Annotated in this window: 10 protein-coding genes; 3 read left to right on the forward strand and 7 right to left on the reverse strand. The window is 53.3% G+C overall.

Annotation, left to right across the window (positions count from 1 at the left end; all coding sequences use genetic code 11):
- Nucleotides 1-231: 231 nt before the first annotated feature.
- A complete protein-coding gene (locus J2I47_RS04225; RefSeq protein WP_207363312.1) occupies nt 232-3,885 on the reverse strand; it encodes a T9SS type A sorting domain-containing protein in 3,654 nt (1,217 codons plus the stop codon).
- A gap of 530 nt (nt 3,886-4,415) precedes the next feature.
- Between J2I47_RS04225 and J2I47_RS04230 the strand changes: the two genes are divergently transcribed.
- Nucleotides 4,416-5,522: a YncE family protein gene (locus tag J2I47_RS04230; protein ID WP_207363313.1), complete on the forward strand. Its 1,107-nt coding sequence runs from the start codon at nt 4,416-4,418 to the stop codon at nt 5,520-5,522.
- A 699-nt stretch (nt 5,523-6,221) separates the two neighbouring features.
- Nucleotides 6,222-7,850, forward strand: coding sequence for a two-component regulator propeller domain-containing protein (locus tag J2I47_RS04235; protein WP_207363314.1), 1,629 nt, complete (start codon nt 6,222-6,224; stop codon nt 7,848-7,850).
- Nucleotides 7,851-8,166: 316 nt separating this feature from the next.
- Here the strand turns inward: J2I47_RS04235 and J2I47_RS04240 are convergent, their stop codons facing one another.
- From J2I47_RS04240 to J2I47_RS04250, 3 genes are all read right to left on the reverse strand, one after another.
- A complete protein-coding gene (locus tag J2I47_RS04240) occupies nt 8,167-9,606 on the reverse strand; it encodes a TolC family protein (RefSeq protein ID WP_207363315.1) in 1,440 nt (479 codons plus the stop codon).
- The gene (locus J2I47_RS04245) at nt 9,581-12,775 is read right to left on the reverse strand and encodes an efflux RND transporter permease subunit (protein ID WP_207363316.1); all 3,195 of its coding nucleotides are present in this window, start codon (nt 12,773-12,775) and stop codon (nt 9,581-9,583) included. The genes J2I47_RS04240 and J2I47_RS04245 overlap by 26 nt, the downstream gene beginning before the upstream one ends.
- Before the next feature lie 109 nt (nt 12,776-12,884).
- Entirely contained in the window at nt 12,885-13,967 is a 1,083-nt protein-coding gene (locus J2I47_RS04250) for an efflux RND transporter periplasmic adaptor subunit (RefSeq protein WP_207363317.1), read from the reverse strand.
- Nucleotides 13,968-14,511: 544 nt separating this feature from the next.
- Here J2I47_RS04250 and J2I47_RS04255 point away from each other — a divergent pair.
- Complete coding sequence (locus tag J2I47_RS04255; protein ID WP_207363318.1) at nt 14,512-16,281, forward strand: M28 family peptidase; 1,770 nt, start codon at nt 14,512-14,514, stop codon at nt 16,279-16,281.
- A gap of 60 nt (nt 16,282-16,341) precedes the next feature.
- On the opposite strand, the gene J2I47_RS04260 is transcribed toward J2I47_RS04255, so the two are convergent.
- The 3 genes from J2I47_RS04260 to J2I47_RS04270 form a co-directional block, all read right to left on the reverse strand.
- Entirely contained in the window at nt 16,342-16,518 is a 177-nt protein-coding gene (locus tag J2I47_RS04260) for a hypothetical protein (protein WP_207363319.1), read from the reverse strand.
- Nucleotides 16,519-16,738: 220 nt separating this feature from the next.
- Complete coding sequence (locus J2I47_RS04265) at nt 16,739-20,794, reverse strand: hybrid sensor histidine kinase/response regulator transcription factor (RefSeq protein ID WP_207363320.1); 4,056 nt, start codon at nt 20,792-20,794, stop codon at nt 16,739-16,741.
- A 104-nt stretch (nt 20,795-20,898) separates the two neighbouring features.
- Nucleotides 20,899-22,041, reverse strand: a complete 1,143-nt coding sequence (locus J2I47_RS04270) for a cystathionine gamma-synthase (protein WP_207363321.1) — start codon at nt 22,039-22,041, stop codon at nt 20,899-20,901.
- Nucleotides 22,042-22,055: the final 14 nt, after the last annotated feature.

Consider the following 22,055-nt stretch of genomic DNA (forward strand, 5'->3'; position numbering starts at 1 on the left):
ACCGTAAAGGTTTCCTACGGCTGTATGCCCCATATCCAACACGTGCCACCCGGCTGCCGACAGGAAACAGTGCAAAGCTGACTACACTAACTAACAGACAATAAGAACGAATAGCCTGATGGGGGTGCCTTGTTCTTGCAGGATGGTTATGGCTCACGTGCCAAAAAAAACGACACCAGAAAGTCTGGTGTCGTTTTTTTTGGCACGTGAGCCATAACCATCCTGCTTGTGTTACTGCACTTTCAGGATGCGGCGTACGGTGCGTTCGCTGCCCTGCTGAATAGTGATGAGGTGAACGCCATAAGGAACAACCGACAGGTCGATAGTAGTAGAAAAGGCCGGACTTTCTTTACGGGCTGTCAACTGCTTATGCGTGATACCCAGATTAGCATCGACAAGCTGAATCGATACATCGCCGGTGTAGCTATTAGTCCACTCAAGGGTTAGGCGGTCGGTGGTAGGGTTGGGATAGACCCGGACAACCTGGTTCAGATTGGTTTGCTCTACCGTGGCTGCAACCCTTGCCATACCCGTGGTGCCGGTGCCCATCACAAAAATGGGTGTTTCTGTTACGGTCAGGCCCACTTTGCCCGCTACCGTGGGCACTACCTGCCAGCTCATGGTGTCGCGGCTGGCCTGCGGCGTGTAGACCCGTGCGCCCGCCGTGGGCAGGCTCAGCGAATACTGCCCTGTGCGGCCCACCTCGTCGGGAATCCAGAGCGCATAGATCGACTGCCCGTTGCGCTCATAGCGGTCCACGTTGGGGTTGGTGCTCAGCGTTTCTTTGAAGACGTAATCGCCAAGGAGCTGTTTGGCCTGGAACAAATAGTTGGCGGATGGCTTACGGCTGAAATCCTGGTTGATGAGGCCCATCGAGCAAAACTGTGTGCCGCAGTTAATGTTCTGGTCGTAGGTCTGGTAGAAATCGACCCGATCAACGCCTTCGCGCCCGTAGAGCAGAGCCGTACGGAGGTTCCAGTCGGCCTGGGTTTGCAGCACCGATTTGTTGCCGATGGCGATGGCTTTCAGCGGACTGCCGGGGTGGACGTCATACCCGGTTTCGGAGACGTAAACGGGCATGTCGTAGCAGGCTTCGTGGGCCAGTTTCAGCACATTGCGGGCCACCTTCGACGCTATCGACAGTTCGGGCGCGGCGCCCCGCGTCGATGTGCCCCCCTGCGATGAGTTGTTATTGTCGGGGTAGAGGTGGTAGTTGATCACGTCCCAGCAGAGGTCAACCTGCCCATTGGCCCGGTAGCCCCGGAACTCCCGGCACCAGTCGATCATGCCGCGGATGTAGTCGGTGCCGGCGTAGATCGAACACAGACCACCCATCACCACGGTCATGGTAGGGTCGGCGTTTTTCACGCCCACGCCTGGTCCCATTGTGCCTTTGTGCCCATCATAAAACGCCGACATGTTGGCGGCGTATTCGCGACCGGTTGCGTAGGCCAGCCGACCCCGCCACCACTTATCGCGCTCGTTATCGCACTCGATGAAGTTGATCAGGCCGAGGCCAATTTTCACCACGTTGGGCGGGTCAGTATTCCAGCGCGTGGCTGTGTTGACTTTCACCAACGCTGGGTTCACCTGCTTGTTTTTACCGTAGCGGGCGGCATACTGAAACGCCACGCGGGCCTGTTCGATGTACGATTGGGGGTTAGCGTAGTCGCGCCCGAAAGCCACCGGCACGTTGTCGTTGGCCTGCTGGTCGGCGGGGTATGTGGCTTTCAGATAAGGCGCAATGTCTTTCAAACAAGCCATTACTTCAATACCGTCGGCTTTGCAGCGGGCATACATCTGGTCATAATCCCAGCCGCCCGAATGCGTTGGGTTAAAGGTGTAGTTGCCGGGGGTCAGTTCCAGCTTTTCCCAGTCCATGTAGTGGCGTATGACCCCAAACGACTGTAAGGCTTTCATCTTGGCCTTGTCGATAGTGGAGATGCCGGGGGGATAAAAATCCCACTCAAAGGCGTTGATGCCCAGCAGATTTTTAAACAGAGGTGTTTTCTGCGGTGTCGAGCCAAGCATCTGGCTGGCGGCCTGATAGGTGCCATACAGTTCCACTTCGCGGGGCCAGAAATCGGTGGTAGTGATAAGCAGGTACCGGGCATCTGCAATCACGTTGTCGAGCAGAAACTTGCTGTTGCCAGTGGCTTGCCGGGTAGGGTAGGGGCCAACCCACTGCTCGTACTCCAGCCCTTGAAACTGGGCGATCTCGACTCGTTTCCAGTCGCTGGTAATGACCGAAAGCCGGAACGGCGTGGCCGTGTTGATGCCGTTACCGTCGTAAAACTTAACGGCCTTGATCGTCATTGCCTCGCCGGGTTGCAGCGGGTAATAGGCATCATACGTGCTCATGATTTTGCCGTAGCCAGTCTGAATCTCGCCGTCGGTTTTGCCATCGAAAAGGTCCGTTAGTCCGTTGGTGGTGTTGTTGAGCTGATACCAGCGACTGGCTACGAGGGGGATTTTGTCACCCAGTGGAACCGCTACGGCAGTCGTGGTAGACGGGGGCGTGGTCGTCGTGACTACGGGTGGTGTCACCGTTGTTACCGTCGGGGGCGTAACAATCGTCATGGGGGCATCTGTCGGATGGCCGTAGACCTTAATTTTCAACGGCAGGGCGTTGCCTTTTTTCAGTATCAGGATGGCGTCGGCTACCAGCGGTTGCGGCAGGGTCAGGGGTTGCCACACCTGATAACCGGGACCGGTGAACGTACCGAGCAGGGTGCGGGTGGTGCCTTTCAGGGCGTAGATCGACGCGGGGGTGTCGGGCCAGCTGTTGGGGCCATCGTAAAGCTCAAGTTTATTGATGGTGGCGGGCGTTTCCAGCTTCAGCGTCAGTTCAATCTGGCGGTTGTTGGCCGCACTCCAGTCGTCGGCTACCAGGCGGCTCATGTCGTCGGTGAGGTAGGCAGCGTATGATTGCGGCGTGGGCAGGTTGGTCGTGACCGAAATAACCTTCACGCGTTCCTGTGCATACAAGATGGCGTCGAGCGGATCGGCGGGGAGCACCTTGCCATACGCCCGGATCTTTACCGGAATAGCGTTGCCGTATTTATGGATGATAAGTCCTTCTGCCACAGCAGGTTCTGACAGCGGGTAGGACTTGAACACCATGTAGCTTTCGCCCGTAAACGTGCCGATCAGTCTTTTTTCAGTGCCGTTGACCGCGTAGATCAGGGCAGGGGTAGCCGTGAACATGTCTTCGTAATCATACAGGTCAACCTTTGTCAGCAGGCTCTTTTTGTCGAACCTGATCGTGACGTCGGTCCACTGCATGTTGCTGCTCTGCCAGAAGGTTGGCACCAGCTTGCTCAGGTCGTCGTTGAGGAAAGCCGAATAGTTTTGCCCCGTTACGGGCTTGTCGCTGACCGACACCAGTTTGAGCAGATCTGTTGGCCGGGGCAGGAGCGTAGTGGCCGTGATGGGCTGCCCGAACACCTTGATTTTCTGCGGAATATTATTGCCATACTTATACACCATGATGGCATCGGCTACCAGCGACTGAAACGGAGTCAGCGTCACCCATTTTTGGTAGGCTTCACCCGTAAACTGACCAATCAGCACTCGTTGGGTGCCATTCAGGGCATAAATGAGGGCGGGTTTGTCGGTGAAAACACCCTCATAATCGTAGAGCGAGAGGCTGGTGATGAGACTCTTTTTCTCCAGCTTCAGCGTCACCTGCACCCATTTCTCATTACCCGACCAGGCATTGGGAACAAGCTTTGCCAGATCGTCGGTCAACCACGACGAGTAGTCCTGCCCGGTGTTCTCATTAGCCGTGACCGCGCTGATGGTCAGCCGTTCGGGGGTGGGGGTTTGCGCCCGCAGGAGGGTCGCCAGAAGGATAAGTAGCGTAGTGAGTAAACGTTTCTTCATGTTGCGCAATCGTTGGATAAGTAAGCGTTAGGCAATAGGAAATAAGCCCGCCCAAAAAGTCATGGGCGGAGCGGCAACTCAACAAGGCTGTTTGTATAGAAGAACGAGGTAATTACCCGGCTGCAAATCATGGGCCAGTATCGGCGCGATAAAGCGTGGGTTCGGCGTGGACTTTTGTGCCGTAAATGAACTGATCAGCCAGCGGTAGCCGGAGTCAGCACAAATCGTCTGATGGATTAGATTAACTGGTTCACTATAAGCTAGTTATAAACTGGCACTGATAAGAGCGAAAGGTTTCTCAGTGCGTAGTGAACAATAGGCTATAGCTGTGAGAACTGATTTTTGTGAGCAAACGGGTTCGGCTATACGTCGAAGAACATAATTAGCTACACGAATTGGACTAGGCACAAATTTTAGGCCACTAATAGGATACAGATAAATTGAGTCTGATGTAGCCTAAGCATACCACTAAATCATGTAAAGATTAAAGCCCATAAAGCCCGTAGGTTTGCAGTGAAAAAACGCGCTGAATGATAAACCCGCTCCATACCCGCTTCATCTACAGTTGGTTGGTCTTGTTACCCCTGCTTACCCTGTCGGGCTGTACCATGCACCACATGGACACAATGAAACCGACGCAACCCTTACTGGCTATCACGTACCCGGCTGCCTATGTGGTTAATGCTGAAACTAACACGCTTTCCGTCATTGACTTAGCTACACAGCAAGTGCGCGAAACGATCACTTTGGGTAACCCGTCGATGGCCCATACAGGTGGTTCTACGACCGACATGGTCATGTGGCCCCACCACGTATATCTATCACCCGATGGTACCAAACTAGGCATTGGTGTACCCGGTATGGACCTGAGTGCCGGGCATGCGGGCGGCATGAATGGCATGACCGGACGAATTCTGGTGGTTAACCCGAAGACGGGGGAAACCACGACGAATAAAACCACGCCGATTATGAATCATAATGCTGTTTTCTCGCCCGATGGCACCGAAATCTGGACGTCGCAGATGGCCATGACCGGTAAAGTGCTGGTCTATGACGCAGGGACAATGGCGGTGAAAAAGACCATTGACGTAGGCATGGAACCCGCCGAAGTAACAGTATCGGCCAACGGACAGTATGCTTTTGTCGCCAATGGCATGAGCAACAGCGTTTCTGTTGTGCGCATTGCCGATAAATCGGTGGTGAAAACCCTGCCCGTAGGCGCTGATCCGGTAGGTGCCTGGCCTGGTGCAGATGGCAATATGTACGTCGATAATGAAACGGGGCAGAGTATCAGCGTCATCAACGTGGCTGCATTGAGCGTTACCGAAACCGTCAGCTTGGGCTTTACGCCGGGCTATGCTGCCTACAACGCTGTCCGTAATGAACTTTGGGTTAGTCAGGCCCGAACGGGTAATCGGGTCGTTATTTTTGAGCGCAGGAACAACCAATGGCTGAAAGCAGGTGAGGTCATTACGGGGCTGGATGCCCACGCTATTGCCTTTACTAAAGATGGTGGTACAGCCTACGTCACCAATCAGGGTGCGGCAACGGTATCGGTCATTGACGTGGCTACCCGCACCAAAAAACAGGATATTGCTGTTGGTAAGAAACCTAACGGAATCGTATTGGCATACTAACCGAACCCGTGCGAACTGCCTCAAGTTGTTCACTACGGGCCTCTCACATGCTTTTTCTGTTGCCACCGCACAGTCTGTCGACTCGATGCCAATGGCTTGTTATAGTGTAAAGGATACCCTGGTAGCCACCGATAGGCCCAAGGCCAAATCATTACCCACTAGGCTGGCTTCAGTACTGCAAAGATGCCCACCGCAAAACTGCCGATGGCTGATGAGAAGGCTCTCGCAACAACCAGAACGCAGGTTATGGCGTTGGGCAAAACGGCAAATGTAGCCCGGCGGAGCAGAATACCCAGACGTTCGCGAAAGTCAAGAAGACGTTGGAGCGGGGCTCAACGGAGGTCGAAACGGTAAGTCTAACCGGAATCAGCCTGTCAAGTGTGAAGCGGCACCGAAAATTGACGGTTCGCCGTTGCGATTGAAAAAACGTTATTGTACTTGTCGTATGTTCCGAGCAGTTATACCGCCATCTCTCTAATAAAGCGCTTTTGTGAGACCGTTGTATCGGCATTATTTTCATTCAATATGTCCACCTGCTTGAAGGCAAAAACACACAGCAGTCTGTAAAAGCAACTTTTACGTTCCGTTAACATTCTTTTACTTTCTCTCCAACATATCTCAGCACAAAGACTGGTAGGTTTACGGTCTGCCGTTGCGACCGTTCACGGCTGACATTCGTTGGTATCAAAAAGAAAAAGGATGAACTACTCCCGCGTATATGCTTTGTTCCTGATGACTGTTTTTCTCACTTCCTGTGGACAAAACCAAGCAAACGTATCAAACGATAACATCAAGTCCGAAATTAAAGACATAGGGCCTAACGTAATGGTTCGTCACATAAAAAAAGGCAGAAATGGCACCATTTTAATTGCTGGCCCAAACAACTCATCATTTGGTGATGTATTTCGATACGATGGAAAATCATTTACGAATCTCACAAGTAAAGCAGGCCAGCACCGATTCTGGGATGTCTTGGAAGACCGACGAGGAAATAGTTGGTTCGCTTCTACTGATTCAGGTGCTTTTTATTACAACGGAAAATCCTTTCAACGGTTCACTACTGCGGAGGGCCTGGCAGATAACCGCGTCATGTGTATTTATGAAGATAAAGCTGGCATTATTTGGTTGGGTACCGGAAATGGCCTAAGCCGTTATGATGGGAAATCGTTTCGAAACTTTAAAAATCCGAACCCCTCGCGTGATGGTAACGGAAGAAACTGGAATAATGATATTACTACCATCATTGAAGATAAAACTGGGAAATTGTGGGTTGGCACAAGGGGTACTGCTTTCGTTTTTGACGGAAAAACATTTACCAATTTAATCTATAAAGGTGAACCCTTTCTCGGCGTTTGGGGGATAATGGAAGATAAAAAAGGGGCTATTTGGCTCGGCGGTTTCAATGTTAAAGGAGGCCGGCGGCCCGGTGGCCTTTATCGCTACGACGGCAGTAGCTTTACGAAGGTATCCGATAGAGGTGCTTATGCTATAATCCAGGACAAAAAAGGAAACATCTGGACCACTGGTCCGGTAAATTCTGCTAATTGGACGGTTCAGGCACTTTCCCGTTATGACGCAAAGTCCTTGGATAGGAATGAGCCTGCGGTAACCGAGATAATGTCAGGAAGGTCTTTTCTGGGGCTTTCGGAAGCGAATGATGGAAGTGTTTGGTTTGGCGATGCGACCGGCGTGTATCGTTATGATGGGAAGACCATCACGGACTTTTATAATAAAGAGGGTCAGAAAAAATATAGCATAGATACGAAGCAAAGTATTGTCATCTGGAAAGGTTCTTATCTACTTGGTGCATGGGAAGGTTCTATGTTAGTTAGTGATGGTTCCATTAAAGGAAACGTCGATCTGGTAAAGGGAGACTTGTTGATTGAAAACCGTCATCTGGTGGGTGGTACAGTTGACGTCGACATGGCTACAGCTGCACAAAAATTTGATGATCAACGTTCATACAATAGACTACCTGGTTTTTTGGATGTCAAAAAATTCCCTGTGTCTACGCTCGCAATTACGAAGGTTGAAACAGGGAATGGTGGAGATACAAAAGTTCCAAATGACGGAAGTATAAGAGTTAAGGATGAAAATATAAAAGTTACAGGGAACCTGACCTTTGAAGGTATCACGAAGGCAGTTACTTTTCCAGCCGAAATGTATTTTAAGGACGGAATGGACGGAACTGTCGAGCTGAATGGCACGCTGGTTATTGACCGAACAGAGTGGGATATAGATTATAGATCAGAAAAGCGCTTTTATCAGTCTAGTGTTGGAATTTCGGACGACGTTAAACTTTTTATAAAAATCGTTGCAAAAAAATAAATAGTTAGCGCTGATTAAAGTTGTCGGCGAAAGGAATTCATTCCTTTTGTTTATTGCTGGAGCAGACACAGTCAATGTAGCCGAGCAAATTGTCGAGCAGCTAAAAAACAAGTGGACGCTTAGCTGTTTCTCGAAACACCCGTTTTCTGCGACGGTAGTCAATCTTATACAAGCTATGTTAAGGTAGAGGGCACCCGTGGCCCAGCACTGCGCCAGACCGGGTGCATCGTTGACCTGTCTGTTGATGGTTGTGAATCATTAAATCCAAAAAGCATGCGAGTAGCGTACCAGGCAACGATTTGGCAAGACACCAGCCTTACTTCCAGCCGCCGCCAAGGGCCCGATACGTGTTGACCAGGGCGTTCATTTGCTGCATCCGCGTCTCTATTAACTCAATTCGCGCTTCCAGCACGTCGCGCTGGGTCAGGAGCACCTCCATGTAATCGGCGCGGGCAGAGGTGAACAGCTTGAGTGAAATCCCCGTAGACCGGTTTAGCGCGTCTACCTGATTGCTTTTCTGGCCGTACTTTTTTTCCAGATTGTCAATATTTGCCAACTGGTTGGCCACTTCCACATAGGCGTTCAATACTGCTTTTTCGTAGTTATAAATGGCCTGAATCTGCCGTGCGCTGGCCGTCCGGTACGTGGCGGTGATCGCGTTTTTGTTGATCAGCGGTCCGGCCAGTCCCCCCGCCAGCGAGGCGAAGATGGATTCGGGGACGTTGCCCAGATACAGCGGGTTATAGGCCATCAGTCCCAGCGAAGCCGACAGCGTCAGTGTGGGGTAAAAATTGGCCCTGGCCACCTGCACGTCCAGCTTGGCGGCTTCCAGGTTCAACTCCGCCTGCCGAATGTCGGGGCGGTTTTCGAGTAGTTGCGTGGGGACGCCCGCAAAGATTTTGGGCGGCGTCAGCTGAATAAAGCCGTCGGCATTGCGGTTGACGTGTTGCGGAAAACGACCCATCAGGTAATTGATGTGGTTTTCGGTTTGCACAATCTGCTGTTGAACCTCGTATTGGTGCGCTTGAGTCTTAAACACTTCAGCCTCAAACCGTTGAACGGCCAACTCTGTCACTTTGGCGGCCTCTTTCTGCTGCCGGGTAATCGACAGTGCGTTGTTCAGGATGCCAATGTTGGTTTGAATAATGGCCAGCTGATTGTCATAGCTCAACAATTCGTAGTACGAATTGGCAATTTCGGCCACGAGGTTTGTCACCACAAAATTTTTCCCTTCCACCGACGCCAGGTAACTGGCAATAGCCGACTTCTTGGCGTTGCGCAGCTTACGCCAGATGTCTACTTCCCAGGTGGCCGTGGGGCCCAAAAATACGTTGGGCAGTACCTCCGGCGTGGGTTTGCCGGGCCGGATTTCGGTGTAGGCATCACTGGCTCCCTGGCTGGTGTAGCGGGGCACTTTATCAATACTGGCCCCGCCGCCCAGGGTTACGAAGGGCCGGTAGGCCCCCGCCCGAGTCAACACTTCGTTGTTGGCAATCTGCAGATCCTGCAACGTAACGTTCAGGTCCTGGTTGTTGCGCAACGCCGTGTCGATCAATGCCGCCAGATAAGGGTCTGTGAAATACGTTTTCCAACTGGTTTTGGCCGAGTTGGTGGTGTCCTGGCTGTTGGCAAACTGGCCTGGCACACTCCGGTTAACGTCGCGGTTGACAAGGTTGGCTGGGGGGGTGCATGCCCAAAACAGAGAGGCCAGCACACCCATTGCCAACAGTTTATACGTGATTGACTTCTTCAACATGGTTAGTGTGGTGATTATCGGATGGTTCAGATAGGGGTGATTCGTCTTCGTCATTAATCAGGTGCCGACCGTCGGCCAATGAGCCAAAGATGAAGTACAGCCCGGGAATGATGATAACCCCGAACAACGTACCGAATAACATACCTCCCAGGGCTGAGGCGCCGATGGTCCGGTTGCCAATGGCACCCGCGCCGCTGGCACTGATCAGCGGAATAAGACCGGCCACGAAGGCAAACGAGGTCATCAGAATAGGGCGGAAACGAACTTTGGCTCCTTCGATGGCGGCGTTCAGAATGGTCTCACCCTGCTGCCGTTTCTGCACGGCAAACTCTACGATCAGTACCGCGTTTTTACCCAGCAGACCAATCAGCATGATAAGGCCGATCTGCGCGTAAATGTTGTTTTCCAGCCCCATCAGTTTCAGCAGCAGGAATGAGCCGAATACCCCCACCGGCAGCGAAAACACCACCGCCAGCGGTATGATGAAGCTTTCGTACTGCGCTGCCAGCACCATATAAACGAACGCCAGCACGATCAGGAACACATACAGCGACTCGTTGCCCCGAATCGATTCGTCGTACGACAGACCTTCAAATGCAATGTCGTAGCCCTTGGGCAGCGTTTTGGCCGACACCTCCCGGATCGCCTGAATGGCATCGGCCGTGGTGTAACCTTTGGCCGGAAGACCCTGGATGGCGGCTGAATTATACAGGTTGAACCGGGTAATCTCGTTGGGGCCCTGTCCTTTTTTCAGCTGCATAAACGATGAGTACGGTACCATTTCGCCAGCGTCGTTTTTGACGAACAGCTTGAGCAGATCGGAGGGCAGCCGCCGGAAACTGGGGTCCGACTGCACATACACTTTGAAAAACTGGTTGTATTTGATGAACCCCTGCTCGTAGGTACTACCGATCAGGATGTTCAGGTTGTCCATTGCCTTGCCAATCGACACCCCCTTCTGCATGGCCAGGTTGTTGTCGATCTCCAGTTCATACTGCGGGTAGTTGGCGGCGAAAAACGTGAACAGGCCGGTCAGTTCTTTGCGCTTGCCCAGGTCCTCCATAAACTGCTTATTGATCTTGTCGAACTCGCGGTAGTCCGTGTCGGTCGTTTTATCCAGCAGGCGCATCGAGAAACCGCCCGACGTACCAAAGCCGGGGATGGCGGGTGGCTCAAAGAACTCGACAGTTGCCCCAAGGCCTTTCGATTTCTCCTCCAGCTCTTCCATGATCTCTTTCACATTCTTGTCGCGATCCGACCACGATTTCAGGTTGATCAGACACGTACCCGCGTTAGACCCACGTCCCTCGGTCATGATTTCGTAACCGGCCAGCGATGAGATGGACTCGATACCCGGCACGCCTTCGCAAATCCGTTGCAATCGTCGCGACACCTCGTTGGTTTTTTCCAGCGTTGATCCCGGCGGCGTCTGGATGATGGCGTAAATGGTGCTCTGATCCTCGTTGGGGATGAAGCCCGCGGGCAGCACTTCATTCACGAACACAATACCCAGACAAAATCCGACCAGTACGGCGAACGTGACGAAGCGCCGGTTCACGATTAGCCGCAACAGGCCTACATACCAGCCGGTCATGTTGTCGAAGCCCCGGTTGAAACTGTCGAGCGCACGACTCAAAATGTTCTTTTTCTGAGGGTGCCCATGGTGGTTTTTCAACAGCATGGCGCACAGTACGGGCGTCAGCGTGAGAGCGATAATGGCCGAAATTACAATGGAACTGGCCATCGTAATGGAGAACTGCCGGTAGAACGTACCCACCGGACCGGTCATAAACGAGATGGGCAGGAACACCGACACCATCACCAGCGTAATGGCGATAATGGCCCCGCTGATCTCGCCAAGCACTTTTTTCACCGCATTGAACGGCGATATATCCGGCTCTTCCTGCATCTTGGCGTGCACGGCTTCCACCACCACAATGGCATCGTCGACCACGATACCGATAGCCAGCACCAGGGCGAACAGCGTGATAAGGTTGATGGACAGGCCAAACGCCTGAATCACGAAAAACGCCCCAACCAGCGATACCGGCACCGCCAGAATTGGAATGAGTGTAGAACGCCAGTCGCCCAGAAAGATGAACACTACCAGGGCAACCAGGATAAACGCGTCGCGCAGCGTGTCGATTACCTGCTCGATAGAGGCGTCCAGGAAGTTCGATACGTCATAGCTGATTTTGTAGTCGACCCCCGGAGGAAAAGACGCTTTCATGACCTCGAGCTTCTTTTTCACTTCGTTGATGACGTCGCTGGCGTTACTGCCGTAGTTCTGCCGCAACACAATAGCCGCCGATGCATGACCATCCAGGTTGGAGTAGATATCGAAAAATTCGCTGCCCAACTCAACGTGCGCAATGTCTTTCAGGTGGATGCTCTCTCCCTGCGGATTGGCCCGGATAATGATGCTCTCGTATTCTTCAGGTTTGTTATAGCGGCCCTTGTAGGTCAGTACGTACTCCAGCGACTGCGCCGCAATGCCGGAGCTTTGCCCAATCCGACCGGGTCGACCAATGATGCTCTGTTCGCCAATGGCCTTCATCACTTCCTCTACCGACACGTTGTAGGCCCGCATCCGCTCCGGGTTCAGCCAGACGCGCATGGCGTAGCGTCGGCTACCCAATATCTGCGCCCGCGCCACACCCCTGGTTCGCTGGATTTCGGGGATCATTTTCACCGTGGCGTAGTTGAACAGGAATTTTTCGTCAATACTCTTTTCCTTCGAATAGAGGTTGACGTACATGAGCATACTAGGCTGGATGGGCGTGATGATTACCCCTTCGCGCTGCACCAGTTCGGGCAGCAGCGGCATCACCTGGTCAACCCGCGTTTTCACCCGGATCACGGCGTCGTTGGGGTCGGTGCCGGGTTCAAAAATGATGCGGAGTGTGGCCTCACCGGCACTGGTGGCGTCGGTGGCAATGTAGCGCATGTCCTGCACGCCGTTGATGGCCTGTTCCAGCGTAATCAACGTCGATTTCACCAGCACGTCGGCACTGGAACCGGGGTAGGCAATGAAGATATTGACGGTGGTGGGGGCGATGTCGGGGAATTGAGAAATGGGTAATTTCTTGATAGCCAGCGCCCCTACAAAAACAATCATGACCGATATCACAATCGCGAATACGGGCCTGCGTATGAATTTAGAAAACATCGTTTTAGTGTCTTATAGAACGCTGATTTTTAAGATGGTTATGATTCATTATGACTTGAAATCATATGTATCACACTAATCAGCGTCCCATGCTATTTAAAATAGGTGACTATTCAGCATACAGGCCCAAATGAGAAATAACCGCAGCGGGTTGCTCGAATTTGGGGTGTATTTTTTCGTTTTCTTTCACCTGGCGCAAGCCTTCCAGCAGAATCCGGTCGTCTTTCCGTAGCCCCGATTTAACCACGAAAATGTGCGGCATCTCGGCGGCAATCGTGATTTCCCTCGACCGGATCACGTTGTTTTTATCGACCACGTAGACGTACTTTTTTTCCAGCACCTCGAAGGTGGCTTTCTGCGGAATAATGAGCGCGTGCTTGATGGGCACGGTCATGCGAACGTTGCCGGTTTCGCCATGACGTAGCAGACCGTTGGGGTTTGGAAATGTAGCCCGGAAGGCGATGTTGCCGGTTTCATTGTTGAAGTCAGCCTCAATGGTTTGCACCACGCCCGGGTATTGAAACAACTCGTTGTTAGCCATCACCAGGCTCACGTTGGTCATGTTTTCCTGCTGCGTGTGGGTCTTGAAATCAAGGTATTCTGCTTCTGGTACGTTGAAATACACCCACATTTTGCTGTTATCAGACAGCGTCGTCAGCAGATCGCCTTCATTGACAAGGCTGCCCAGCCGGACCTGAAAGTGGTCCATGATACCTCCGAACGGTGCTTTTATCGACGTAAACTGCAAATGCGTCTGGGCCAGCGATACCTCCGCTTTCGCCTTGTCGAACTTGGCTTTCGCCAGGGCCAGTTCATTTTTCGACACAATATTGCTGTCGGCAAGCTGCTTGGTATTCTTGTATTCGATGCCTACGTAGTTGGCTTCGGCCTGTGATTTTTGCAGTTCGGCATTGTAGATCAGGGGCATAATCTGAAACATAGGTTGCCCTTGCCGTACCCGCTGCCCCTCATCCACAAAAATTTTCTGGAGATACCCCTTCTCCAAAGCCCTCATTTCGATATGTTGAATGGCGTGAATCTGACACACATAGTCTTTGGCAATCGTCGTATCTCTTTCCAGCGGGCTGGTAACCAGAAACTGAACGTCTTCTTCTTTGGCCTCTTCTTTTTTTTCACAGCTTGTAGCGAACAAAAGCACGCACAAACTCATGAACAGTGGTATTCGCTTCATAATATGTTGACTTTACTTACTCAGTTGTGGGGGGAATTCCGTTTGATGAGGCATTGGGTACGGTAGTAACAGCAAAAGCGCCACACCCAGGCCATTGAAAAAATGGGGGGAGGCTGTCGGTGTTGCGTGACTTGCGTCTGAATTGGTTGACGCAAAGCAAGACCCGCGAGATTAAAAAGGTATGAGAGAAAAATTAGAAGGTATTAAAAGAATGCTAATACGGGCCTTATTCAGTCGATACTGAGCGTACGGATCTCTATAAAATACTATTTTTTATTTGGAGAATCTAGATTGGCAAAAGTCTGCACGTTGTGAGCCCGATGCACTTACTGCGGGCGATGTACTTGCTGCATGCCCGGGCAATAGACTGTAAGCTCTTTTTTCGTGCATTCGTGAGCCGATATACTACCTAAAAAGCAGTAGACGGTTTGATGTGTTTTACTTTAGTTAATTATTACTTAGTATTGTAACTACCTAGTAATACATTAGTGCATCCAGTAACTAAAAAAGGCTTTCGGGCTTAACGTTTACGCTTTATCTCTTTATGAAAAAACACCTCTACCTCATGGCTATGCTGTGTAGCCAACTGGCTTTTGGCCAAACCAACATGGTTGTTACCAACGCCACCGCCGACGCCGTCATGGCCGGTAACTATTCACCCGCCAACTACAGTTCGGGCATCACGGCCACCCCAGCCACCATTTCTGCCGATCTGAATCAATCCATCTCGCCCGACTCAGTAAAGGCCTATGTGCGCAAATTAGCGGGCTTTGGCACCCGCCAGACCAACACGCTGTTTAATACTTCGACGACAACCGGCCTGGGCGCGGCCAACAATTGGGTCGAAAGCAAATTCAAACAACTCAGCGCCCTGCGCAATAACCGGCTGCTGGTATCGCGCATGACCTACAGCGCAACCATCTGCTCGTCGACGAAGACCTACAGCGAGGTGTTCGCCGTATTGCCCGGCACCGACCTGACCGACAAGTCGTTTATCATTGTGGAAGGGCATATTGACTCGCGTTGCGAAGATGGCTGCAATATCACCTGCAACGCGCCGGGGGTATCGGATAACGCTACGGGTTCGGCGCTGGTACTGGAAACGGCGCGTGTGCTGTCGAAATACAACTTCAAGGCCACCATCGTTTTTCTGCTGACAACGGGCGAAGAGCAGGGTTTGTATGGCAGCACGGCCTTCGCCAACTATTCGTCGGCCAAGGGCCGGGCCATTCGGATGGTGCTCGACAACGACATTGCCGGCACCACGCTCTGCGGTCCCTGCTCGTCGGCACCGTCGTGTACATCCGGCAACGTGGCCACCAACAGCATCCGGATTTTCTCGTACGGCAGCGCCAGCTCGATTCATAAGCAACTGGCCCGCTATGTCAAGCTCGAATACAACGAACAGATCAAACCTGTTGCTGCTTTGCCCATGACCATCAACATCATGGCTACCGAAGACCGTACCGGTCGTTCAAGCGACCATGTGCCATTCCGCAGCAAAGGCTACGCGGCAGTGCGGATGATTTCGCAAAACGAAAATGGCGACGGATCAGGCACTTGCGGCATTGTTCACTCGGTGAAAGACAACGAACAGATCGACACCAACAACGACGGCATTTACGATGATTTCAGCGTTGATTTCTATTACCTCGCCCGCAATGCCGTCATCAACGCCAACGCCCTGGCGATGGCTGCGCAGTCGGTGAAAGCTCCCACCTCGTTTACTGCCAGCTACGTAGCTACCAACCAGTTGTCGCTTACCATTACCGACGCCAGCAACGCCCCCAGCTACCGGATTGCCCTGCGGTCGCTGACCAACGACTGGGATTCGGTCTACACGGTTACCACCAAAACACCCACCATCGGGTATCCGGGCAACAGCAGCACGGTGCGGTATGTGAGTGTGGCGGCCGTCAACGCAGCAGGTGTTGAAAGCCTGTTTTTAAACGAATTGTCGGTGACGGTGCCTGCTGGTGCTACAACCGTTGCGGCCACCCGGACAGCGAAACAATCGCTGCTCGACGTTTCGGCTAATCAACTTGGTATCAGTGTACTGCCCAACTACCCCAACCCCTTCGACGAGTCGACCTATGTTGTGCTCAGGAATGAAAGCGATACCCATTACAAAAATGCGTTTCTGACAATCAGAAAGAGTGACGGAACGGTGGTAGAACGCCGGAAGATCGAGGTGCGGGAGGGCATCAACGAGTACCGGTTCAGCTACAAAAACGAGGGTAGAATCGAGACGTTCTATTACACGATCGAAGCCGACGACCGGCTTATCGGCACCCGGCGGATGATGACCCGGTAGTAGCCTGATACATAACAACCAGTACAAAGCCGCCCCGCCAAGCTGACCTTATTACGTAGGTCAGCTTGGCGGGGCGGCTTTGTTGTTTTGCGCGATAGCCGGATCCGTTAACTGATTGTAGCAGGTCTGTAACGTTGTTGCTGGCCGCAGAAAGGGGCACTTGCTTCGTTCGGGGTTGAGCGTGGGGTAGACAAAAGGCTGCCGACGGAGATCAGCAGCCTTTTTCGGGTACGTCATTAATGTGTGGATTGGCAGCGGAAAGCACTCGTTCTGCCCGATCAGTGATTCGAACAGAACGACCCGTTTGGGTAAGTCAAAAGTCCACCAAGCCGCGCCCCTGGGCTGTCTGATTCAGGACATTTTCAGTCAGTTTGGGGACATTTTTGGCCTAGGAGGCACAAAAAGAGCCCTGAATGTGCTTCCAGAGCCTTTTTTGTGAAATATTGATCCGTGTCAGTTACACGCCCTTTGCCCGGTTGGTCATAAACTCAGACGGGGTTTGCTGGTAGAATTCTTTAAAAACCAGACTGAAATGCGAGGGGGTGCTGAAGCCAACCAGATCAGCCGTTTCAGATACGCTCCGTCCTGCCCGCAGCAAATCGGTGGCTTTGCGGAGGCGATACTGCCGGATCAGATCGGCCGGGGGAAGCTGAATTAGCGTCTGCACTTTGCGGTAGAGCGTCTTGCGGGTCATAGCCAGTTGGCCGGCCAGCCAGTCTACACTCAGGGCCGAGTTGTCGATGTGGCTATCTAGAAGACCATAAATGCGGAGCAGAAACGGGTCAGGAGGCACGCTGTCCAACGGTTCTGTGGATAGCGCAAACTGCTGCCGGTAGTGTTCGCCCAATTTCTGCTGACGGTTAATAAGATTGTGCAGCCGGAGGTGCAACTCGTCAATGCTGAACGGCTTGGCCAGATACTCGTCGGCCCCCTGTTGCAGCCCGTCGAGACGGCTTTGTTGGGCCGCTTTGGCCGTCAGCATCACCACGGCAATGTGATCGGTATCGGGGTGGTTTTTGATGCGGCGGGTCAGTTCGTAGCCATCCATGCGGGGCATCATCAGATCAGTAAGCACAATGTCGGGCAGCTCTGTTTGGACAATTGCCCAACCCGCCTCACCGTCGGCGGCCTCAAGTACGTAATACGCTATACCTAGTTCGCCTACCAAAAATGCCCGCAACTCGTCGTTATCCTCTACAATCAGAATGCGCGTAACTGATTGATTGTCAATTGAACGATTAGAAGTGGATGCGGATGTCGATACTGTCAACGGCGCAACAAAAGCCTGTCTGGTGCCTGCCCAATTGAGGCGGGGTACGTCGGCGGCATCCATGATCGACTGAACGGGCAGCATCAGCCGGAAGGTGGTGCCCACACCCAGTTCACTCTCCACTTCGATGGTGCCACCCAACAGGCCAACCAGCTCATGTACCAGCGCCAGGCCAATGCCCGTGCCTTCATAGGCACGGGTGCTGGAGGTGTCGGCCTGATAGAAACGGTCGAAGATGTGGGGTAGCTTGTCGGGGGCAATGCCAATACCCGAATCAACAAGCAGTATCTGCACACCCGTCAGCTCATTGCCCCGTTGGGTGGGGAGGGTTGTTAGCATTATATGTCCCCCGGCATCGCTGAACTTCAGGGCGTTCGACAGTAGGTTCGACAGGATTTTTTCCCACTTGTCGGCATCGAACACATAGTCATGCGGCGGGAATCCAGTCACCTCACACGTCAGCGTTACACCCTTTTGTTCTGCCGCCCGCTCAAATGCCGCTACCGCCTGATGAATAAAGTCAGGCACGCTACCCTGCATCAGAGACACCGCCATGTAATTGCCCTCCAGTTTCGACAGGTCCAGCAATTGGTTGATGAGCCGCAGAAGTTGGTCGGCGTTGCGATGCACGGTAGTGAGCATGGGCCGGTCGAATCGGTTTTCCTGCAGGAGCTTTTCCACAGGACCAATAATCAGGGCGAGGGGCGTGCGAAACTCGTGGGTGATGTTAGAGAAAAACCGCGTCTTTAGCTCGTCTAGGGCCTTGAGCTGCTCGGCCTGCTGCCGGTTCAGCACCAATTCCTGTTGCTGCCTGATGCGATTCGTGTAGAAGCGGATGTAGGCCCAGATAGCGCCCGCCGCCAGCAGGGCATAAAGTATGTAGGCCCACCACGTAGCCCACCAGGGCGGGCTGACAATCACCCTGACGTAGGCTATGCTCGGACTCCAGAAACCGTTGCTGTTGGCGGCTTTCACCCGAAACGTGTAGTTGCCCGGTGCCAGGTTGGTGAAGTTGGCCACGTGTCGGTTGCCGTTCTGTACCCAGTCTGGGTTAACGCCAACTAGTTGATACGCATACTGATTTTGTCCAGGCTGTTCATAGGCCAGCGCGGCAAACCCAAACGAGACCATGCTTTCATCATGCCTTAGCCGAACCAGGCTGTCGGTGAGGGGGCGGGGCTTGTCCAGTACGGTCAGGGCGTTGATATAGACTGGAAAAGGGCGGGTGTCGTCCAGAATTCGGCTGGGATTGAACCGCACATATCCGTTCTGGCTACCGAAGAAAAGCTCGTTCTGCTGCCGGAAAACGGCATTCTGAATAAAGTGGTTGCTGGGTAAACCGTCGGCCACTTCATACGTGTGAACGGCTTTGGTCGTAGGATCGAACCGGCAAAGACCCTTATCAGTGCTGAGCCAGAGTTGGCCCGAATCATCGCCGGTGATACCCAGAATACTGTTGCCGGGAATACCATCGGCCTGGGTGATGACCGAAAACAAACCCGTACGGGGGTTGAACCGATTGAGGCCGCCCAGGTGCGTACCTACCCAGACAGTACCAGCTTTGTCTTCATAAATAGACTCCACATCGTTGGTACTCAACTGCCCCCTGGGACCGGCCACAAAGCGTGTAAACACGCCCGTTCGGGGGTTCATCCGACAAAGCCCCAACTGCCTGATCAGCACCCACACGTTCCAGTCCTGACTGGCCAACAGCCCGTTTACCTGCTTATCAGGCAGCCCGTTAGCGGTGCCTTGTTTGCCGGTATAGTACCTGAAGACGTGGGTGCGGCGGTTGAACGAAGCAATGCCGCCAACGCCCCCAACCCAGAGGTCATCTGTTGGTACGTTGCTAATGGACTTCACTGAAATATATTGAACCGGAAACTGGGACGGGTAGCCAGTGTACTGACCCGTGACCTGATCGGCGTGGTAGAGGCCGTCCTGCGTGCCGAACCACATGCCACCCAGCCCATCAGGCACAATCGTATTGATGTAATTGATGTGGCCCCCCACCGACCCCAGCCTGTCGGGTGGAATACTATTGGGTTGCTGTTGCCCGGCACCCTGCTGATATACCGTGACCTGGTTGCTGAACCAGAGCTGCCCTCGGCCATCGCTGGCCAGGGTGTTGACCCGGTTTTCGGGACGGTTGGCCATGCGCTCGTTGGGTAACACCCGGTAAGTCTGGAAGGGTTTGGTGTTCGCCGACTGCCGATCGACGCCGTTGTCAGTGCCTACCCAGAGTGTGCCGGCCCGGTCATGATACACAGTCTGCGCGTTGCTGCTACCCAGGCTTTTCAACAGGTTAACTTCCGTGCGATAGGTGACCACCTGTCCGCTCAGGGGATCGAGGGCCTGCAACCCGTTGCTGGTACCCACCCACATCAGTCCCGTTGAGTCCTGATGGATGGTGTTTCGCCAAACGTAGGGGTTGTGCTGCCCGCCGGGGTTGTACCGTTCCGCCCGCCAGGGTTGCCGATTCAGATCAAGCCGCAGAAGGCTGTAGCCTTCACTGGCGGTGCCCATCCAGAGCCGGTTCTGGCTGTCCTGATAAAATGAATTAACCGTAGGCTGTGGCCCCGTCACCCCTGCAACCGGCACCGGCACGAAGCGACCCGTTGCGGGGTTCAGGAGATAGATGCCCTGCAGCGTACCCACCCAAAGCCGGTGCTGCCGATCTTCGAAGGTGGTAATGACGGGGGATTCGGCGTTAGGGCTGGGGTATAGCGTGAAATGGTGCCGCGATGGACTGTACCGAGCAAGGCCGGCGAACGTGCTGATCCAGAGTTGATTAAGGCTGTCTTTGTGAATCGAAATCTGATTGTTCCATCGGTTGGCCTTGTTTGTCCGGATCAGGTGCGGCGTAACCAGCCCGGTCTTCGTGTCGATCTCGTGGAGGCCTCCCTCCGTGATAGCCCACACCTGGTCATCGCCTTCGCACAGGCCAGTAACGATACTGTTTTGAAAGCTACGGGTGGGGTGCCTGGGGTCGGGCCGAAAGACGGTAAACGTGATGCCATCGTACCTGTTCAGCCCCTCATGCGTGCCAAACCACATGTAGCCCTGCCGGTCCTGAACCATGCAGTTGACCGAGTTATTCGACAGCCCGTCGGCCACCGACAGGTGCTCGAACTGATTGGCAATGGGGTATTGGGGCGATCTTCCGGGCGGTTTGGCAGGCTGCGCAAAGCCGGGCACATACAAACCGACAAGCAGCATAAAAAGGAAGAGGCGTGCTGTCATATCGCTACATAGAGTTGGTAGTCTAAAGCTAACCACCGCTATGTCATGCTCGCATGATTATATATTGGATGGGATATCGAGCACATGCCCAATATCCTGCCCAACTATGCCGCTAGTGCCTGTTCCAGATCGGCGATCAGATCATCGGCGTCTTCAATGCCCACGCTAAGGCGGATAAGGGTGTCTTTGAGGCCGTTTTTCTCACGCTCTTCCCTCGGAATGCTCGCGTGGGTCATGCTGGCGGGATGTGTGCAGAGTGATTCGACGCCACCCAGCGATTCGCCTAACGAGAACACTTTGATGCTTTCCATGACCTTGATGGCTTCGGGGTAGGAGTCGCCGTGGAGTTCAAACGAAAGCATACCGCCAAAGCCGCGCATTTGGCGTTTGGCGAGTTCGTGGCCGGGGTGGTTGGACAGACCAGGGTAATGTACGTGGCTTACGCGGGGGTGCTGCTGAAGGTATTCGGCTACCTTCTGCGCGTTTTCGCAGTGGCGCTGCATCCGGATGTGCAGCGTTTTAACCCCGCGCAGAGCCAGGAAACAGTCTTGCGGGCCAGGCACGGCCCCGCAGGCGTTCTGGATGAATTTCAGTTGCACGGCAGTGTCGTCGTCATTGCAGATGATGGCGCCCATGACCGTATCAGAGTGGCCGCCAATGTATTTGGTCACCGAATGCACTACCACATCGGCTCCCAGATCAAGCGGGTTTTGGAGGTAGGGCGACGCAAACGTATTATCTACCACAAGCAGGATGCCCCGTGCCCGGGTGATGGCCGCAATAGCTTCAATATCAACGATACGCAGCAGTGGGTTGGTTGGCGTTTCGATCCAGACCATTTTGGTCGCGGGTGTCAATGCCGCTTCCAGATTGGCGGGATTGTCGAGCGAAACGAACTGGAAGGTCATGCCAAACGGCTCGTAGACTTTTGTCATGATCCGGTAGGTGCCGCCGTATAAATCGCTGCTGGCAATGATTTCGTCGCCGGGTTTGCAGAGCTTCAGAATGGCATCCGTAGCGCCTAGCCCGGAGGCGTAACAAAGGCCATGCTTCCCATTTTCGAGGGCAGCTAAATTGGCCTGGAGGGCGTCGCGGGTGGGGTTTTGCGTACGGGCGTACTCATACCCTTTGTGTACCCCCGGCGATTCCTGCACATAGGTCGAAGTCTGGTAGATCGGGGTCATAATGGCCCCCGTAGTAGGATCGGGGTGTACCCCCGCGTGAATGGCTTTGGTTCCGAATTTCATGGTGATTAATGTAC

This window comes from Fibrella rubiginis (assembly GCF_017353185.1).
GTDB classification, from domain to species: Bacteria; Bacteroidota; Bacteroidia; order Cytophagales; family Spirosomataceae; genus Fibrella; species Fibrella rubiginis.

Coding starts and splice junctions, on each gene's coding strand:
- J2I47_RS04225 (WP_207363312.1), bottom strand. CDS start 3,885: ATGAAGAAACGTTTACTCACTACGCTACTTATCCTTCTGGCGACCCTC.
- J2I47_RS04230 (WP_207363313.1), top strand. CDS start 4,416: ATGATAAACCCGCTCCATACCCGCTTCATCTACAGTTGGTTGGTCTTG.
- J2I47_RS04235 (WP_207363314.1), top strand. CDS start 6,222: ATGAACTACTCCCGCGTATATGCTTTGTTCCTGATGACTGTTTTTCTC.
- J2I47_RS04240 (WP_207363315.1), bottom strand. CDS start 9,606: ATGTTGAAGAAGTCAATCACGTATAAACTGTTGGCAATGGGTGTGCTG.
- J2I47_RS04245 (WP_207363316.1), bottom strand. CDS start 12,775: ATGTTTTCTAAATTCATACGCAGGCCCGTATTCGCGATTGTGATATCG.
- J2I47_RS04250 (WP_207363317.1), bottom strand. CDS start 13,967: ATGAAGCGAATACCACTGTTCATGAGTTTGTGCGTGCTTTTGTTCGCT.
- J2I47_RS04255 (WP_207363318.1), top strand. CDS start 14,512: ATGAAAAAACACCTCTACCTCATGGCTATGCTGTGTAGCCAACTGGCT.
- J2I47_RS04260 (WP_207363319.1), bottom strand. CDS start 16,518: ATGACGTACCCGAAAAAGGCTGCTGATCTCCGTCGGCAGCCTTTTGTC.
- J2I47_RS04265 (WP_207363320.1), bottom strand. CDS start 20,794: ATGACAGCACGCCTCTTCCTTTTTATGCTGCTTGTCGGTTTGTATGTG.
- J2I47_RS04270 (WP_207363321.1), bottom strand. CDS start 22,041: ATGAAATTCGGAACCAAAGCCATTCACGCGGGGGTACACCCCGATCCT.